This window comes from Boseongicola sp. (assembly GCA_014075275.1).
Classification (GTDB): domain Bacteria; phylum Pseudomonadota; class Alphaproteobacteria; order Rhodobacterales; family Rhodobacteraceae.
In genome coordinates this window covers 2,038,524-2,054,792 of record CP046179.1, presented here as the reverse complement: position 1 = coordinate 2,054,792, position 16,269 = coordinate 2,038,524, and the positions used below count along the sequence as shown (strand labels likewise).

Here is a 16,269-nt window from a genome sequence, read left to right as displayed (position 1 = left end):
AAAGCGGCAGCAGATAAAGCCTCAAAGGGGATGAGACGTGAAACTGATCATTGCAGCGATCAAGCCGTTCAAATTGGAAGAGGTGCGCGAAGCGCTGACCTCGGCCGGAGTGCGCGGGATGATGGTAACGGAAATCAAGGGCTTCGGATCCCAGTCGGGTCACACCGAGATCTATCGCGGCGCAGAATACGCCGTGAACTTCGTGCCGAAAGTCAAACTGGAAATCGTCGTGGCCGACAACATGGCCGAACAGGTGGTCCAAACCATCGCGACGACCGCCAAAACCGACAAGATCGGCGACGGCAAAATCTTCGTACTGGATGTGGATAGCGCGCTTCGGGTGCGCACCGGTGAAACCGGCGACAACGCGATTTAAACGCTTAAGGGGACTAAAGACATGAACTTCAAGACACTCCTACCTTTGTCGGTTCTGGCCGTGGCCGCACCGACTTTCGCCCTGGCGCAAGATGCTGCGCCGGACATTCAACCTTATATCCTGACGACTTTGCTGTTTCTTGTGGGTGGTTTTCTGGTGTTCTGGATGGCGGCTGGATTTGCCATGCTGGAGGCCGGTTTGGTGCGTTCCAAGAACGTCACTATGCAGCTGACCAAGAACATCGCTTTGTTTTCAATTGCCGCAATCACCTATTGGGCGATTGGGTTCAACCTGATGTATCCAGGCGATGGCTGGTGGGTCGGCGGCTGGATGGGCCCCTGGTTTAGCGTGACATCGTTGGAGCCTGTTGGGTTGGATGCGGCTGATGCGGCACTGGATTATGCCTCGGCTGGTTCCGACTTTTTCTTTCAGTTGATGTTTGTCGCCGCGACAGCTTCGATTGTGTCAGGTGCTTTGGCCGAGCGTATCAAGCTCTGGCCGTTCCTGGTGTTCGTCGTTGTCCTGACGGGTGTTATGTATCCAATCAGCGGGTCCTGGCAGTGGGGCGGCGGTTGGCTGTCCGAGCGCGGTTTCTCGGATTTTGCTGGTTCGACCATTGTTCACTCGGTCGGTGGCTGGGCAGCTTTGGCCGGTGCCATCGTGCTTGGTCCGCGTCTGGGCAAATATAAAGACGGTCGCGTCAATCCAATGCCGGGTTCGAATCTTGCGCTGGCGACATTGGGCACATTTATTCTGTGGTTGGGATGGTTTGGATTTAACGGTGGTTCGCAGCTGGCTGCTGGCACAGTCGGCGACATCACGGACGTTTCGCGCATCTTTGCCAACACCAACATGGCGGCAGCCGCGGGTGCCATCACCGCGCTGATCCTGACGCAGATCATGTTCAAGAAGGTTGACCTGACAATGGTTCTGAACGGTGCATTGGCTGGTTTGGTTTCGATCACTGCTGAGCCTTTGGCCCCTTCGCTATTCGGGTCGCTTCTGATTGGCGGCGTAGGCGGTGTCATTGTGGTCTTCACGGTGCCATTGCTCGACAAGTTTAAGATCGACGATGTGGTTGGCGCTATTCCGGTTCACCTGTTCGCAGGCATCTGGGGCACTATCGCTGTGGCTTTCTCTGGTTCGGCGACAATCGGCGCACAAATCACTGGCATCCTGGCATACGGCATCTTCACATTCGTCGCCTCCTACATTGTTTGGATGGTCCTGAAAGGTGTGATGGGCATTCGCGTCAGCGAAGAGGCCGAGATCAACGGATTGGATACTACCGAACTTGGCATGGAAGCCTATCCCGACTTCTCGAAAGGCTGATCTCCTTCCTTATCAGTCCAAAACCACTGACCCGGGCGGAAACGCCCGGGTATTTGTATGTAAGGTCGTTGACCTTATTTAGATGTTCGCATTATGTTCACGTTCCTTAATCAACTTCTGCGAGGCCCATATGAAACCCAGAATTAGCATGATTGCCTTGGGAGTCAGCGACTTGGCCGCCTCGGTTAAGTTTTATGAAGCCTGGTTTGGAGTTACGAAAGAAGAGTCTCCACCGACGGTAGCTTTCTTGGCGCTGAACGGAAGCTGGCTGGGTTTGACCAATCGCGACGCGCTTGCCGGGGATGCGGGCCTGTCACCAGAGGGCACAGGATTTGCGGGCATCAATATGGCGCATAATGTCGCCTCGGAAGCCGAAGTTGATGCGGTTGTTGCAGATGCCGAGGCTGCGGGCGGCACAGTCGTTAAGGCGCCGGTGAAGGCCGATTGGGGCGGGTATCACGCCTATGTCGCCGACCCCGACGGGCATCTGTGGGATATCGCCTATAACCCGTTCGTCTGGATTGGTCCGAAGGACGAATAGTTTCAGGCGCGGTGCGCGCCATCGGCCAGCGATTTGACGAAGGCAAGAACTTCTGCCGGGGTTTCGCCTTTGCCAATGCGCTCAACGATAGCTGAACCGACGACCGCGCCGTCCGCGACTTTGGCAATGTTTTCAGAGTCTTCGGGGGTTTTGATGCCAAAGCCGACAATGACGGGCAGGTCGGTGGACCGCTTGATGCGATCAACCTCGGGACCAACGTCGGTGGCGACAGCGTTTGCAGCTCCTGTGATGCCAGTGATCGAGACGTAATAGACGAAGCCGGAGGTGTTTTGCAGCACCTTGGGCAGGCGTTTGTCGTCGGTTGTCGGGGTGGCCAGACGAATGAAGTTCAGACCGGCGTTTTGGGCCGGGATGCACAACTCGTCATCTTCCTCGGGCGGGAGGTCGACGATGATAAGACCATCGATGCCCGCTGCCTTGGCATCTGTTAGAAAATTGTCGACGCCGCGGGAGTAGATGGGGTTGTAATACCCCATCAGCACGATGGGCGTTGTGTCGTCGGTTTCGCGGAAAGCTCGGGCCAAATCCAATGTCTTTTGAAGGGTTTGCCCGGCTCCAAGTGCGCGTTGTCCGGCAAGCTGGATGGTGGGGCCATCGGCCATGGGATCAGTGAACGGCAGGCCAAGTTCGATGATGTCGACCCCCGCAGCAGGCAGACCTTTGACGATCTCAAGGGAAGTGTCGTAATTCGGATCACCGGCCATGACATAGGCAACGAATGCTTTGCGGTCTTCGCCCTTGAGGGCGGCGAATTTGGCGTCGATGCGGGTCATGGACATCCCTTTGTTCTCTTGCTCTGACGTGTCGCGCAATGTCGGCGTCGATGCAAGGGGGAAGGGGCGGTTTCGCCTGACGGCGATCCGCTGGGGCTCTGCCCCAGACCCCGGAGTATTTTTGCCAAAAAGAAGGGAAGGTTGCATGGCGGCGAGCGCGGTTGTAGAGGCGGGCAACGAGTTGATCATCAGGAGCCTGACATGGGGTTTAAGACGGGTATTGTTGGATTGCCGAATGTCGGAAAGTCCACCCTTTTCAACGCGTTGACGCGCACTGCTGCGGCGCAGGCGGCAAACTTCCCGTTTTGCACTATTGAACCCAACGTCGGTGAAGGGGCGGTTCCGGATGGGCGGATCGGGAAATTGGCGGCAATTGCTTCGTCAAAGCAGGTGATCCCGGCGCGGATGACGTTTGTGGATATTGCCGGGTTGGTGAAGGGCGCGTCGAAGGGCGAAGGGCTGGGCAATCAGTTTTTGGCCAATATCCGCGAGGTGGATGCGATTGCTCATGTTCTGCGGTGTTTCGAGGATGGGGATGTGACCCATGTTGAAGGTCGTGTGGACCCGATTGAGGACGCGGAAACTATCGAAACCGAGTTGATGCTGGCGGATCTGGAGTCTGTGGAAAAGCGGCTTCAGAATATCGTGCGAAAGGTGCGCGGTGGTGACAAGGAAGCGGTGCTTCAGGAGCGGCTTTTGAACGCGGCGAAGGCGGCGTTGGAAGAAGGCAAACCGGCGCGCACGATCGAGATCGATGACGAAGATCTGAAAGCCTGGAATATGCTGCAACTCCTTACATCTAAACCCGTTTTGTATGTTTGCAATGTGGGCGAGGACGAGGCTGGCGAGGGCAATGAACACTCGGCGCGGGTGGCGGAAATGGCCGCGGCAGAGGGGGCGGGGTCGGTGGTGATTTCGGCCCAGATCGAGGAAGAAATCAGCCAGTTGGAACCCGAGGAGGCAGAGATGTTTCTGGCGGAACTGGGGCTGGAAGAGGCGGGTTTGGACCGGCTTATTCGCGCCGGGTATGACCTATTGGAACTGCAGACGTATTTCACGGTTGGACCCAAAGAAGCGCGGGCCTGGACGATTAAAGAGGGAACATTGGCCCCGAAAGCTGCCGGAGTCATTCACGGCGACTTTGAACGCGGGTTTATTCGTGCGGAAACAATCGCTTATGACGACTATATCACGTTGAATGGCGAGGCTGGCGCGAAGGACGCGGGCAAAATGCGGGTTGAGGGCAAAGGGTATTTGGTGAAGGACGGCGACGTTCTGCGCTTCCTTTTCAACGCGTGATTTCGGGCCCCATTGGGGCGGTTTTTTGGCTGTCTGTATCACGTCGGTATTGCGTCGGTGGACCCGAACGCAGTGGTCAGAGGGTGTTAACCTTTGGTGGCGGCTATTTTGGCGAGAAAGTCGTCGCAGCGGGCTGTGTGGTGGTCGGCCCCAAATTAATCGGCCTCAAGGCAACTGCGCAGGCCATCATCATTCTGTTCGCGGGACTGTGTCTTTTGGCGGCCATGGGGCTGCCGGCGCGGTGGTTCGCGGTTTTTTCGGCGGTGCTGTGTCTGACGCTGGCGTTTGTGGTATGAGTGGCGCGCGGCGAGATTTCGGACTTGCCGCGCTTGATCACCTTCGTTAGACCGGCCAGCGGAGACGTGGCCGAGTGGTCGAAGGCGCTCCCCTGCTAAGGGAGTAGGCCCGGAAGGGTCTCGAGGGTTCGAATCCCTTCGTCTCCGCCACTACCCATTGAAATATAACGATTAACTAGGAAAAATTGATATCTACCCGCCAAAATGCCCGCCATAAACACGTCCGCTAAGTTTTGTGCCAAATTTCCTGCCCGCGAACTTTGAAGTCCACGACTTTGTAACACAAGCGATCTTCGGAAAAAGCGATGGCCATGTCTCCGGTGTAGTTGATTCCAACCTTCTTGAACTTTCTCTCTATCGCGGAGGATTCTGAGTTCGGGAGGCTGCCAATTTCGACGAAACGTAAATTAATGAACTCGGCCTCAAATGCCAAATCGGGGAAATATTGATTCGATACACATTCGCCTTTTTCATCCACAACAGTCTGCGTATCTAAGATCCTGAATTTTCCGGGGATCGATGCCGAAATTTCAGGGCTCTTCATAGCTATCCCAAACGCTTCGATTTCGGATTTGAAATCTTGTTCAGCAAATTTCCGATCGCGCTCGCTACTGTAAATTTTTCGAATGAGCCCGGCGGCACGATCACGAAAAATTATTCCTTCACTTCCAAAGTTGTGGAAATTGAATTCGGTTCCTACAACTCTGTGGTTTTCATAACGACAGGTCACCTTGCTAGCCCTCTTCAAACTAATGATTTCTTCGTTAATCGCGCAGGCGAAGTGAGTTTTCGTCGATACCTTTCTCGGCAAGCAGTGACATAATGGGAGCCTTCTGTTCAGAAGGTATCTGGAAAATCAGCCAGCCCGGCCGCAGCCTGCAATCGATTCCCCGATTCCATACGAACAGTCCTTTTTGCGCGTGGCTTCGAGCATTCTCCACCGGTGGTCTCATTAGATTAATAGTGTCATCGTTGGGGCAATACGGCAGCCCATCGTTTCCGTCGATACGGAAAACATCGAGAAATGTATCGCCTTGTTCTGCAACTCGACCAGCAGTTCCCAAATCGTTGAATCCGTCCTTGAATGCAAAGACAAACCCCGGCCGTCTGCTGTTTTTCATAACAGCAAAGTAAAGCGCAACAAGCGGCTCGACTGTTATGTCAATTAGGCGCGTTGGGTAGATTTGGTCAGAGTTGTAGTGCTGTGCCAAGGACAACCAATTTAGCAAATCAACTGAACTGAGATCAATTGGCGCCGCGACTTCGTGCATTTGGTCCGTGAATGACTCATCTTCAAGTCTGCCAGCAACAACGTCTGACTGACATCTTTTGACTGCCTCCAATTCTCCAACTGTGAAACCCGTATTTGGGGCTACTTCGGTTCTATTGGTAAAATCATGCCCCGACCTCCAAATCCCGGCAAGAAAGGGAATATCATATTCATCAGGCTCGCCTCGGAAATACCAATTATTCAATGGGATGTCCCTAGTGATAAGCCCTTCAAAGTGCTCGAGTCCTTCAACAATAATTGTGCCGCCCGTCGATTTGTGGTTTCCATTCGACCAACCCATGGATTTGCTCCTCAAACGTCAGCCAATTGTGCTGCTAAGACAAAGGATTTATGACGAAAATCTAACCGACTGACGCGGTGCCGAACTTCTTATACAAACTAGGTAAATCCTTGTGGGAAACACGAAACTGACAACGTTTCTTTGTCTCTTTAACGGTGACTTTGGCCGCTGGGTCTAGATAGACTTTACCTTCGGAAATTGACCCCAAAAATTTTGAGTAGTCCGCGCCTTCGCCCAGTTCCACAACCGGACCAAAATGATATTATTTGGGTGAGCCTGCGGCGTAGACCGGTGTCTGAAGTCAGCGCCTATGGGTCCAATTAGGTTAATTTGATAAGAGAGTTTTGTTGGCTCATCGTAACCACTGAGGAGTGGGACATGAGACAGACAACTGGAACTCGCAGGAGCCCCGGCGAGAAGATCGTCAAAGAGATCAAGCGCGCGACGCGCAAACAGTATTCGTCAGAAGAGAAGATCCGGATCGTGCTGGATGGCTTGCGTGGCGAAGACAGCATTGCTGAGTTGTGCCGTCGTGAGGGAATATCTCAAGGTATCTACTACAAATGGTCCAAGGACTTCATGGAAGCTGGCAAACGGCGGCTTGCTGGAGATACGGCGCGTGCGGCTACGACCGACGAAGTCAAGGACCTGCGCCGCGAAGCCCGAGACCTGAAGGAGGTCGTTGCCGAGCAAACACTGGAACTGCGTCTTCTCAAAAAAAGCATGACCGGCGGTGGGGGCGACCAAGAATGAGGTATGCTGCATCTGAGAAGTTGGAGATCATCCGGCTTGTTGAGGGGTCGCATTTGTCTGCTCGTCGAACATTGGCAAAGCTGGGCATCCCCCGCACCACATTTTACCGTTGGTATGATCGGTATCGGCAGCGCGGCGACGCTGGCCTTGTGGATCAAGCGCCTAAGCCCAGACATGTCTGGAACCGCATCCCCGACGAAGTCCGGCGCAAGGTCGTCAAGCTGGCGCTGCAGGAGACGGAGCTGTCGCCGCGCGAACTGGCAGTGACGTTCACGGATCGGGAGCGCTACTTCGTCTCGGAATCTTCAGTCTATCGGGCCCTGAAGGCCCACGATCTGATCACCAGCCCGGCCTTTATCGTGCTCAAGGCGGCAAACGAGTTCAAAGACAAGACCACTGCGATCAACCAGCTTTGGCAAACCGACTTCACCTATCTCAAAGTGCTTGGCTGGGGCTGGTTCTATCTCAGCACAATCCTGGACGACTACAGCCGCTACATCATCTCGTGGAAACTCTGCACGAACATGCGGGCAGAGGACGTGACGGACACCCTGGATTTGGCGCTACAAGCATCAGGGTGCGATCAGGTTCACGTCATCCACAAACCCCGCCTCCTCAGCGACAACGGGTCCAGTTACGTCTCTGGCGATCTGGCTGAATGGCTGCAGGACAAAGGCATGAAGCATTCTCGGGGCGCACCATATCATCCCCAGACACAGGGCAAGATCGAGAGGTGGCATCAAACCCTGAAGAACCGCATCCTATTGGAGAACTACTTCCTTCCGGGAGACCTCGAAACCCAGATCGAAGCCTTCGTCGATCACTACAATCACAAGCGCTACCACGAGAGCCTGAACAACGTCACACCCGCCGACGTCTACTTCGGGCGTGACAAAGCCATTCTAAGACAACGGGAAAGGATCAAACGAAAGACGCTCGAAGCGCGGCGCTTGCATCACAGACAGCGCGCCGCATAATAACATCAACCAGACGAGCCAAACTCTTTACTTGTTTAAGCAACTCTTGGTTCCCAAAACCCTGACGACGGACATCATGAAGTCGAAATATGGAACATTCCCTGAATACCACACATCCCTCGATGATTTGAATTTTGTCACACCGAAGGGATTAGCTGAAAGCATATCGATCTACCGTCATATTATTGAGCTTCTGGAAGGCGCGCACCGACCACGCGCGAAAATACTTGGCGAACCTCAATTAGGTCGGCGCGGCCTTTATGAAACTCTTTCCCGTAAAGGGTCCGCCAGTGGCTCAATGCTTATACGCAATATATTAGCCTACGCGAACGGCACGCGCGATCTATTTGAGTTAAGTGAAAAACTAGATGCCGCTATTGAACAGGTCGAAATTGCAGTCGATCTTTTACTGGAACACGAACTTATCGAGTAACTGGCTGTTTAGCTGTCATTCGCCAAGGCTATTCGCCGCAGTTCTACAAATTCGCCCTCGGTCCGCGCCTCAAATCCAAGACCCTCAAACAAGGCAATACTGGGTAAATTCTCTTTTCGCGCTACGGCTTTCAAGTCGTGATTTTGTAATTCTGCATAAGAAACTGCATGCTTCAGTATCGACTTCGCCAAGCCAGTTCCACGAACTGCTGGATCCAGCAAGATGCTTACCGTTGTCAATGTTTGTGCTTCAGCGCAATCAAATCGCACCATGCCCACTCTAATTATACCATTATGAAAAATAAGGATAATCCGATCCGGATTACTCAAGCTTTTTCGTAGCCAAGTCGAATGAGTAGCTAATGATATCTCTTCACCCTCAACCGAAGCGCTGCGCACTTCGGGAGCGTTCCGCCACTCCAAAAGCTGTTTCACGTCCTCAAAGGTTGCCGGTCGACACGATAGACGTCTGTCGCCAGGTCGCTTTAAGGCCCGAACATCCAAAGTGCCATTGTAGAACGGATGAGCCGACTTTAGCCTGCCTCTAATTGCATCGAAATCGCCAGATGCAATGCCATCGAAGGTATCGCGGAAAACGCCCAACGACTGGTTCTCATTGGCTTTTTGTTTTGGTGTGGGCGATTGTCCTGTTCCCAAAACATCCAGCACGACATCAGCACCCAGCACGAACCGAAAAATTCGTTCCGCACGTTTTTGGTGAAACGTGCTGGTCACAACCGTCACTTTTTCCGCACGCACTGCTTCTGCAAAGAAAACGGCGTCTCCAACGGTGTCTTTACTTTTGGCCAGGCAATGAATGCGTTTCTGGTCCAACTCAAGATCCCGCACAGCAGAACGCTTCATTGAAGCTGCCAACGAAAGGTCAATGTCTTTACGATAAGCCCATCCCGAAGTGACCAATATCGAGCGAGGATCGGAGCGAACAATATCTGACGCCAACAAAAGGCGACTGCGCCCGATCAAGTCAGGTTCCCCTTCATGGTTCATTTCGTGACCAAGTACGATCACCGCATGATCCACCACAAATCGTTCATTACGGGCTTTTGTCATGTGCCAGATGCTATCGTTCGGTTGGATTGGAAGCCAGAACCGCGTCAATAACGTCGATAGTGCGCTCAGTCGCTCCAACATGTCGCTCTGCAAATGACTGCGCCTTTGCTGTGAACTCCGAATAATTCTGATGGTTTGTGATTAATCTCGTCATATGTTCAGTCAGGTCATTGACGTTTTTTGCAATAACGACTGCACCTTCTTCGGATGCGGCAATTGCCGGGAATTCAATCCCATAAATCGAAGGGCCAATAAGAACCGGACGTCCTAGAGCCAAGGGTTCGGATATGTTGTGACCTCCATTGTCAGAAAGCGTCGCGCCGACAAAGACCAGGTCAGCCATCTGATACCAGACATTCATCTCACCAATGGAGTCGCCAACGAGAACATCCACGCTTCTGGGCATATTGCCAGTCAACTGCTCATCCAGAATCTTAGAGCGCCTGACGTAACTTACGCCTTTCAATTCAAGGGCTTCGGAAACTGCATTAAACCTTTGCGGGCTTCTGGGTGCCCAAATTATTCGGGGCGGATGATCCAATTTGAGAAGCTGGGCAATCATGTCCAATAGTTCGGCTTCTTCGCCCAAGACCGAGCTGGCGATAAGAATAACCATTCTGTCGTCAGTCCAGGCGCTGCGAAGCTCGTCACCAATCGCAAGTTGCTGCGGTTCAACCCACTGGTCAAACTTCAGTTCGCCCACCATTAGAATTCTATCGTCAGCCACACCCGCCTTCAAATACCGCCCTTTGTGCCCCTGGCTTTTGGTGAGGATTCCGTGAAATCTGGTCAGGATTTCCATTCGAATGCTGCCAAATCGTTTTGCGCGTTCTATCGAATGCTCATGAAGGTTGCCGTTGATGTGCAACATCGGCACTCTCAGCCAATTGGCCATCTGCAGATGACCGGGCCAAAACTCGCCTTCGACAACCAAGCCAATCGATGGACGAAGTCGCAGCATGAAAAGTCCGATACACCAAAACAAATCGAAGGGAACATAGCGATGCGTCACACGGACATCGTCAAACAGCCGCATGCCTTCGGTTAGGCCCGCCGGGGAAGAATGTGCAAGACAAACATCGTGACCGTTCTTTAACAAGTCGCGCACCAAGGGACTAACGGCGCGGGTCTCACCCAGAGAAGTCGCAAACACCCAGACTGACCCTTTTTTTCTGACTTTGCCAAAACCCAGGCGTTCGCCCCATCTCTTGCGGTAAAGCGGCTCACGTCTTGAACGCACCAGAAAGAAGAGCAATGCAAAGGGCAAAGCCAAATGCACAAAGATTTGCCAGAGCGGAAAAAACAACCGTAGGCGACAGCTCGCCGGGGGCAGCGCTTTCGTAACCGAGCCCAGCTCCGTCACCGGTCAAGATCATCATATGTTATTGGATTTCCTGCAGGCACCGCCCGCGTAAGCGTAGTGCCCATCAACGTCGCCCTATCTGTCGGCGGAATGCCTGCGCTGGGTCGGATAAATCGAAAATCAGCTTCCCTGATGACATGCCCCTCAGGCAAATCCTTGACCGCAAATGCAGAACGACGCCCAATTTTCTTTTGCGGCTCTTCGGCATCCGTTAGCTTCTTTGTAGATTGCCCTTTCAACTCAAATATATCTGCTACGCCCTTGGCTATATCTGCCATGACGTCCGGTGTTGCCGAAAACCGGTGATCGGGTCCATTGCGTGACGGATCATTCGTAAAGTGCTTTTCGATAGCCACGGCTCCCATCGCTGCGGCTGTCAATGGGCCAACAGACCCAATTGTATGATCTGAAAACCCAACTTGTCTTCCGAACGTCTGACCGATTGTTGTCATGGCATTCAGGTTGATTTGATCCAAAGGCGCCGGGTAACTCGAGCAACAGTGAAGAAGGATCACTTCACCAGAACCAGCACCGTCCAAGATCTCCAATGCATGGGCGATCTCATCCATCGTTGCCATTCCCGTTGACAGGATAATCGGTTTTTTTGTGCCTGCCACTTCTACAAGCAGGTCGTCGAACGTCATTTCGAACGAGGCGATCTTGTAGATCGGACAATCCAATGCTTCTACAAATTCCATGTCACGCGGATCATATACCGAGGTGAATGGCACCATCCCGCGCTCGCGCGCCTTCGCGAATAATGGTTCGTGAAACTCCATGGGCATCGCAGCCCATTCGTATAGGTCGTATAGATTGGTGGTGCCCCATACCTTATCGATTGTCATGGAAGGGTGGGTTGACCGAACTGTCAAAGAATCCGGTGTGTACGTCTGCAGCTTCAAACAGTCCCATCCGGCATCTGCTGCAATATCAACCAGTGCCAAAGCCTGATCCAGGTCCCGGTCGTGGTTGGCGCTCAGTTCGGCAATCAGCATTGTGCGAACATCGGGGCCAATTTCAGCGGATTCAATTTTGAGTGTCATTTCGATGCCCGGCAGTTCATTTTCTAGCTGTGTCGCCCTTTGGGCGAGGCAGGTCAATCTGCCCGTTGCTTGATATCCTCAGCGATCAGCCGCGCAAGAATTTCGGCCCGAGCCCAATCTTCTTCTGTATCAATGTCCTGTACGCGCCACGCAGGCAGCGGGATGGCCGCTGTATCTGGTCCGAATAGCAAGCTGTCACTCAACCAAGCTGATGTGTGACCCCAGTAAAACTGACCCGCATCATGCCATGCCTCTGGCAAGTCTTGTGACCGGGTTTTGTAAAGTTCAGGATTGAACATTCGCAAATGACCGTCGCCATCAATTTCGACGGCGCGTTGAATGGGGAAGCGGAATTTGGTAACCGGCATCGCGAAACGAGCGGTATCGAGCTTTTCTTGACCCGTTTGAATATCTTCGGCCCGCGCGAATGGTGCCGTTGCATAAAGACAGCAAAGTCTTTCCGGCATGCCACCGTTGGCATCCAACCAACCAAGCGCATGTTCCACAACATCCTTGGTCGTCGCATGGTCGTCCGAGATTTCAGCGGGGCGTTCAAAAGGAACTTCAGCGCCCAAATCACGTGCGACTTCGGCAATTTCAACATCATCCGTTGATACGATCACGCGATCAAAGACCTGAGCGGCTTTCGCCACATCGATCGACCAGCCAATCATTGGTTTGCCCATGAACAGTTTGATGTTCTTTCGCGGAATGCGTTTTGAACCGCCGCGGGCAGGGATCAAACAAACGCTCATGCCAGCGCATTGCCGAGTTTTGTCACAACTTCATCCTGCTGAGCTTCGGTCATTGCAGGATACAGCGGCAGGCTGATCGCTTCCGAGTAATACTGCTCGGCGGCAGGGAAGGGACCATGAACCGAAGAGCGGTCGCGCCAGTATGGCTGGGTATGAACTGGAATGTAATGAACGTTCACGCCCACGCCATTGGCTCGCAAGTCGTCGAATACAGCCCGCCGTTTTTCCGCTCCAACCCGAACAACATACAAATGAAACGCCGAATAAGCCCCCGGCAGCCGTCCCGGACGCTTCAGAGGCAAGTCGGCCAGCAATTCGTCATACCGCTCTGCATGCTCATTTCGTCTGTTAACAAATGCATCCAAACGCTTCAGTTGCCCGATACCCAAGGCCGCCTGAAGTTCGGTCATCCGATAGTTCAGCCCAAGCTCAAGCTGCTGGTAGTACCATGCCCCATGGCTTTCGCCCTGCATCAATGATGCGTCACGCGTAACGCCGTGGCTGGCAGCACGGCGCATTTTGTCCGCAAGTTCTGCGCTTTGCGTCGTCGCCAAACCGCCTTCAGCGGTCGTAATTACTTTCACCGGATGAAAGCTGAAAACAGCGATGTCCGAATGAGCGCAACTCCCCACGGTCTGATTGTGGAAACGACCCCCTACGGCGTGGCTGGCATCCTCAATTACCGCAATGCCATAACGCCTTGCCAGTGTACCAATCTCCTGCATGTCACAGGACTGGCCGCACATATGAACGGGTATGATGATTTTCGGCAGGCAATTGTTTTGCTCAGCCCATTCCAACTTCCGGGCAAGCGCTTTGGGACACATATTGAACGTGTCCGGGTCAATATCGACGAAATCAACATCTGCGCCACACCAATGGCCGACATTTGCGGAAGCGACAAAAGTAATAGGCGAGGTCCACAATATGTCGCCTTCGCCCAGTTCCAATGCCATGCAAGCAACATGCAATGCCGAAGTTGCCGAGTTCACGGCCACACCGTACTTTGCGTTTACAGTCTCGCAAAATGCCGCTTCAAACGCTGGAACCCTTGGTCCCTGCGTCAGAAAATCTGACGTCAGCGCGGCAACGACTTCTGCGACGTCTTCTTCGGAAATGTCTTGCCGGCCGTATGGGATCACGGCCGCAATGCCTCGACCATTGCAAGAAATTCTTCGCCGCTCAGCCACACTGTATTGTTGCCCGAGTTGTATTCAAATCCTTGCTCCACGGTGGAAGCCTTTTCGCCAAGTTTGTTCACCGCAAAATCGACCGCCGTCGCGAATGAGATCGTCGGTTTGATCACATAGTGATCGTCAAAAGCCAATGTCAGGTGGCTGTCATCGGCAGGGCACATGATCTCGTGCAGCTTCTCTCCTGGGCGAATTCCGATGATCTTTTGGGGCAACTCTGGTGCCATGGCACGTGCCAGATCGACCATTCTCATCGACGGAATCTTGGGCACAAATATCTCACCACCATGCATTCTCTGCAGGCTTTTCATCACGAAATCAACACCTTGCTCCAGGGTGATCATGAATCGCGTCATATCTGAGTGAGTGATCGGCAACTCGGTCGCACCATTTGCGAGTAGGTCTTTGAAAAACGGAACGACAGACCCTCTCGACCCCAAAACGTTTCCGTATCTCACAACAGCAAATCGAGTCTGTCGCCCGCCAGCCATGTTATTGGCAGCTACAAACAGCTTGTCGCTTGCCAGTTTCGTAGCCCCATACAGATTGACCGGGTTCGCTGCCTTATCGGTGGATAAGGCAATCACCCGTTCAACATTTTCGGCCAACGCGGCCTGAATTACATTTTGTCCACCAAGAATATTGGTCTTCACCGCTTCGAACGGATTGTACTCTGCTGCGGGAACTTGCTTCAAAGCCGCCGCATGGATCACGAAATCCACACCGTCCATGGCCTCGCGCACCCGCTCTCCGTCGCGCACGTCACCAATGAAATATCGCATCTGTGGCGCATTCCATCGTTGACTCATTTCGAACTGCTTTAACTCGTCTCTGCTGAATACAATCACTTTCTTTGGTGTGTATTCAGCAAGGATGTGATCAATGAACCGCTTGCCGAAACTGCCTGTGCCGCCGGTGATCATTATTGATTTATCGTTGAACATCTTCAGCGTTGCTCCTTCGCAGAATTGAGCAAGACTTACTTCAGCCCGTGTGGTTTTGAAATATGGATTTTTCGGTGCTACGTTCTGCCCGCGTTTTCATGCCGAAGCCTAATTACTTTTTTACCGGGCCAAGTGATCCGCGATGTATGATATTTGTTTCAAGTTGCACGCTGTCGCGCGGAACGTCGCCGTTCAACATCCCTGCAAGAATATGCGCCGCCCTGCCGCCCATTTCGCGATGGGGAACGTGCACTGTGGTAATTTGCGGTTCGGTAATGCGCGCTAGTTCGATGTCATCAAATCCGGTGATGCTGACATCACCCGGCACCGACAACCCAATCTGGCGCGCCATAGCCAAGGCACCCACCGCTAATACGTCGTTGCCGCACATGACAGCAGTGGGCGGGTGCTCCAATGCCATGAGATCCTGAAATGCTTTCCCACCGGATTCGATTGAAAAGACGGTTTCGATAATCGGCGCTGCGTCTGCATCCAGTCCACGGTTCTCCATGGCTTGCAGAATTCCTTCTGCTCGCTCGCGTGCTCGGTCGTTAAATTTCCGGTCCGCCGAGATGACGCCGATCCGGTGGTGTCCCAAATCAATGACCTGCTCAGCTAAAAGTCGCATCGAGTCGCGGTTCTTAAAACCAATGGACAATGCGCCATAGTCTTCGTTGAACGCCCAGGCGATTAGATAGGGTACACGACGGCGTTCTAGATAATCATAAACCTCAGGCGCTCGATCGTGACCGATTAAAAGTAACGCGTCGGCTCCGCGAGCGGTCAACGTGCGAATTTGCTCTTCTTCCAGATCCGGCTGATAGGACGAACTTGCGACCAGCAGTGTAATACCGTGCTTGCCCAACTCTTCCTGAAACGCCTGTATGCCGCGCGCAAAGATCGCATTTTCCATGGTCGGAATAATGGCGCCAATTGTGTTGGTGCGTTTGGCCGCCAGAATGCGAGCGCCGAAGTTGGGCGAATACCCCAACTCGTCCACTGCGTTTTTGACACGTATCCGCGTGGCCTCGATTACCCGTTCAGGCGAATTCAAGCACCGCGATACCGTTGCCGTCGAAACCCCAGCCAATTTGGCGACATCTTCCAATGTCGGCAGGGCCTTGTCAGGTTTTCGAAATGAATCCGATGGCATTTAGGTGTCTTCTTCCAGGTCCAGAGCTTCTTTGCCCTATTCTTGAGCAACTTACTGTATTTTTGCCAAAACAGTAATGCCCTGTCTCTTCCAAAATGTAAGCGCTTGCATAGAATCATATAAGCGCTTACATTCGGCAAGAATCACCGAAGGAAAACGGTGGATAGGGGAGACGACATGGCCTTGATCATCGCCGCACTACTCGTCATCGCATTTACAGCAAACGTCGCAATTGGCTCGATCAACGGAACGCCAGTTGTCGGCAATGTTGCTGAAATGATTATGCTTTTTCTCGCTTCAATTGCATTTGTAGTTGCAGTTTTGAAGCGTGAAGCGGCGGAAAAAGAACTCAGCGAAAACGACCACTAAAAAAATC

Annotated in this window: 19 protein-coding genes and 1 tRNA gene; 9 read left to right on the top strand and 11 right to left on the bottom strand. The window is 53.0% G+C overall.

The window, feature by feature from the left end; translation table 11 throughout:
- Positions 1-37 precede the first annotated feature (37 nt).
- The 3 genes from GKR98_10300 (at position 38) to GKR98_10290 (ending at position 2,249) form a co-directional block, all read left to right on the top strand.
- Positions 38-376 (top strand): P-II family nitrogen regulator, encoded by a 339-nt coding sequence (locus GKR98_10300; protein ID QMU58548.1) that lies wholly within the window; start codon positions 38-40, stop codon positions 374-376.
- A 21-nt stretch (positions 377-397) separates the two neighbouring features.
- Entirely contained in the window at positions 398-1,708 is a 1,311-nt protein-coding gene (amt, locus tag GKR98_10295) for an ammonium transporter (GenBank protein QMU58547.1), read from the top strand.
- Between the two features lie 130 nt (positions 1,709-1,838).
- Complete coding sequence (locus GKR98_10290) at positions 1,839-2,249, top strand: VOC family protein (protein QMU58546.1); 411 nt, start codon at positions 1,839-1,841, stop codon at positions 2,247-2,249.
- A 2-nt stretch (positions 2,250-2,251) separates the two neighbouring features.
- Here the strand turns inward: GKR98_10290 and GKR98_10285 are convergent, their stop codons facing one another.
- Entirely contained in the window at positions 2,252-3,043 is a 792-nt protein-coding gene (locus GKR98_10285; protein ID QMU58545.1) for a tryptophan synthase subunit alpha, read from the bottom strand.
- Positions 3,044-3,244: 201 nt separating this feature from the next.
- Here GKR98_10285 and ychF point away from each other — a divergent pair, with 201 nt between their 5' ends.
- From ychF to GKR98_10270, 3 genes are all read left to right on the top strand, one after another.
- Positions 3,245-4,342, top strand: coding sequence for a redox-regulated ATPase YchF (gene ychF / locus GKR98_10280; GenBank protein ID QMU58544.1), 1,098 nt, complete (start codon positions 3,245-3,247; stop codon positions 4,340-4,342).
- Between the two features lie 83 nt (positions 4,343-4,425).
- Positions 4,426-4,638, top strand: a complete 213-nt coding sequence (locus tag GKR98_10275) for a hypothetical protein (protein ID QMU58543.1) — start codon at positions 4,426-4,428, stop codon at positions 4,636-4,638.
- A gap of 60 nt (positions 4,639-4,698) precedes the next feature.
- A tRNA-Ser gene (locus GKR98_10270) sits at positions 4,699-4,788 on the top strand.
- 76 nt (positions 4,789-4,864) lie between these two features.
- Here the strand turns inward: GKR98_10270 and GKR98_10265 are convergent.
- From GKR98_10265 to GKR98_10255, 3 genes are all read right to left on the bottom strand, one after another.
- Entirely contained in the window at positions 4,865-5,368 is a 504-nt protein-coding gene (locus GKR98_10265; GenBank protein ID QMU58542.1) for a hypothetical protein, read from the bottom strand.
- A 34-nt stretch (positions 5,369-5,402) separates the two neighbouring features.
- Complete coding sequence (locus tag GKR98_10260; GenBank protein QMU58541.1) at positions 5,403-6,209, bottom strand: FRG domain-containing protein; 807 nt, start codon at positions 6,207-6,209, stop codon at positions 5,403-5,405.
- A gap of 61 nt (positions 6,210-6,270) precedes the next feature.
- Positions 6,271-6,453 carry a hypothetical protein gene (locus tag GKR98_10255; GenBank protein QMU58540.1) on the bottom strand — a complete coding sequence of 61 codons (183 nt, stop codon included), beginning with the start codon at positions 6,451-6,453 and terminating at the stop codon, positions 6,271-6,273.
- Between the two features lie 134 nt (positions 6,454-6,587).
- Between GKR98_10255 and GKR98_10250 the strand changes: the two genes are divergently transcribed.
- Both GKR98_10250 and GKR98_10245 read left to right on the top strand, forming a co-directional pair.
- Positions 6,588-7,939, top strand: a protein-coding gene (locus GKR98_10250; GenBank protein ID QMU58539.1) for an IS3 family transposase whose coding sequence is annotated in 2 segments (ribosomal slippage) — positions 6,588-6,923 and positions 6,926-7,939 — 1,350 coding nt in all. Because the reading frame shifts where the segments join, the coding sequence is not laid out codon by codon here.
- A gap of 76 nt (positions 7,940-8,015) precedes the next feature.
- Positions 8,016-8,372, top strand: a complete 357-nt coding sequence (locus GKR98_10245; GenBank protein QMU58538.1) for a DUF4910 domain-containing protein — start codon at positions 8,016-8,018, stop codon at positions 8,370-8,372.
- A gap of 8 nt (positions 8,373-8,380) precedes the next feature.
- Here the strand turns inward: GKR98_10245 and GKR98_10240 are convergent, their stop codons facing one another.
- The 7 genes from GKR98_10240 to GKR98_10210 all read right to left on the bottom strand — a co-directional run bounded on the left by GKR98_10240 (position 8,381) and on the right by GKR98_10210 (position 15,893).
- Positions 8,381-9,523, bottom strand: a complete 1,143-nt coding sequence (locus GKR98_10240; GenBank protein QMU58537.1) for a GNAT family N-acetyltransferase — start codon at positions 9,521-9,523, stop codon at positions 8,381-8,383.
- Entirely contained in the window at positions 9,453-10,805 is a 1,353-nt protein-coding gene (locus GKR98_10235) for a glycosyltransferase (protein QMU58536.1), read from the bottom strand. The genes GKR98_10240 and GKR98_10235 overlap by 71 nt, the downstream gene beginning before the upstream one ends.
- Positions 10,802-11,848 carry a sialic acid synthase gene (locus tag GKR98_10230; protein QMU58535.1) on the bottom strand — a complete coding sequence of 349 codons (1,047 nt, stop codon included), beginning with the start codon at positions 11,846-11,848 and terminating at the stop codon, positions 10,802-10,804. Before GKR98_10230 ends, GKR98_10235 begins: the two co-directional genes overlap by 4 nt.
- 53 nt (positions 11,849-11,901) lie before the next feature.
- Positions 11,902-12,603 (bottom strand): pseudaminic acid cytidylyltransferase, encoded by a 702-nt coding sequence (gene pseF, locus GKR98_10225; GenBank protein ID QMU58534.1) that lies wholly within the window; start codon positions 12,601-12,603, stop codon positions 11,902-11,904.
- Positions 12,600-13,745: a UDP-4-amino-4,6-dideoxy-N-acetyl-beta-L-altrosamine transaminase gene (gene pseC / locus GKR98_10220; protein ID QMU58533.1), complete on the bottom strand. Its 1,146-nt coding sequence runs from the start codon at positions 13,743-13,745 to the stop codon at positions 12,600-12,602. Before pseC ends, pseF begins: the two co-directional genes overlap by 4 nt.
- Positions 13,742-14,740 carry a UDP-N-acetylglucosamine 4,6-dehydratase (inverting) gene (gene pseB, locus GKR98_10215; protein ID QMU58532.1) on the bottom strand — a complete coding sequence of 333 codons (999 nt, stop codon included), beginning with the start codon at positions 14,738-14,740 and terminating at the stop codon, positions 13,742-13,744. The genes pseC and pseB overlap by 4 nt, the downstream gene beginning before the upstream one ends.
- Before the next feature lie 112 nt (positions 14,741-14,852).
- Positions 14,853-15,893 (bottom strand): LacI family DNA-binding transcriptional regulator, encoded by a 1,041-nt coding sequence (locus tag GKR98_10210; protein ID QMU58531.1) that lies wholly within the window; start codon positions 15,891-15,893, stop codon positions 14,853-14,855.
- 177 nt (positions 15,894-16,070) lie between these two features.
- Here GKR98_10210 and GKR98_10205 point away from each other — a divergent pair, with 177 nt between their 5' ends.
- Positions 16,071-16,262, top strand: a complete 192-nt coding sequence (locus tag GKR98_10205; GenBank protein QMU58530.1) for a hypothetical protein — start codon at positions 16,071-16,073, stop codon at positions 16,260-16,262.
- Positions 16,263-16,269 lie beyond the last annotated feature (7 nt).

What these genes read in the sequence shown, in the direction of transcription:
- amt (QMU58547.1), top strand. Translation starts at nt 398, where the DNA reads ATGAACTTCAAGACACTCCTACCTTTGTCGGTTCTGGCCGTGGCCGCA.
- GKR98_10290 (QMU58546.1), top strand. Translation starts at nt 1,839, where the DNA reads ATGAAACCCAGAATTAGCATGATTGCCTTGGGAGTCAGCGACTTGGCC.
- GKR98_10285 (QMU58545.1), bottom strand. Translation starts at nt 3,043, where the DNA reads ATGACCCGCATCGACGCCAAATTCGCCGCCCTCAAGGGCGAAGACCGC.
- ychF (QMU58544.1), top strand. Translation starts at nt 3,245, where the DNA reads ATGGGGTTTAAGACGGGTATTGTTGGATTGCCGAATGTCGGAAAGTCC.
- GKR98_10260 (QMU58541.1), bottom strand. Translation starts at nt 6,209, where the DNA reads ATGGGTTGGTCGAATGGAAACCACAAATCGACGGGCGGCACAATTATT.
- GKR98_10245 (QMU58538.1), top strand. Translation starts at nt 8,016, where the DNA reads ATGAAGTCGAAATATGGAACATTCCCTGAATACCACACATCCCTCGAT.
- GKR98_10240 (QMU58537.1), bottom strand. Translation starts at nt 9,523, where the DNA reads ATGTTGGAGCGACTGAGCGCACTATCGACGTTATTGACGCGGTTCTGG.
- GKR98_10230 (QMU58535.1), bottom strand. Translation starts at nt 11,848, where the DNA reads ATGACACTCAAAATTGAATCCGCTGAAATTGGCCCCGATGTTCGCACA.
- pseF (QMU58534.1), bottom strand. Translation starts at nt 12,603, where the DNA reads ATGAGCGTTTGTTTGATCCCTGCCCGCGGCGGTTCAAAACGCATTCCG.
- pseB (QMU58532.1), bottom strand. Translation starts at nt 14,740, where the DNA reads ATGTTCAACGATAAATCAATAATGATCACCGGCGGCACAGGCAGTTTC.
- GKR98_10210 (QMU58531.1), bottom strand. Translation starts at nt 15,893, where the DNA reads ATGCCATCGGATTCATTTCGAAAACCTGACAAGGCCCTGCCGACATTG.
- GKR98_10205 (QMU58530.1), top strand. Translation starts at nt 16,071, where the DNA reads ATGGCCTTGATCATCGCCGCACTACTCGTCATCGCATTTACAGCAAAC.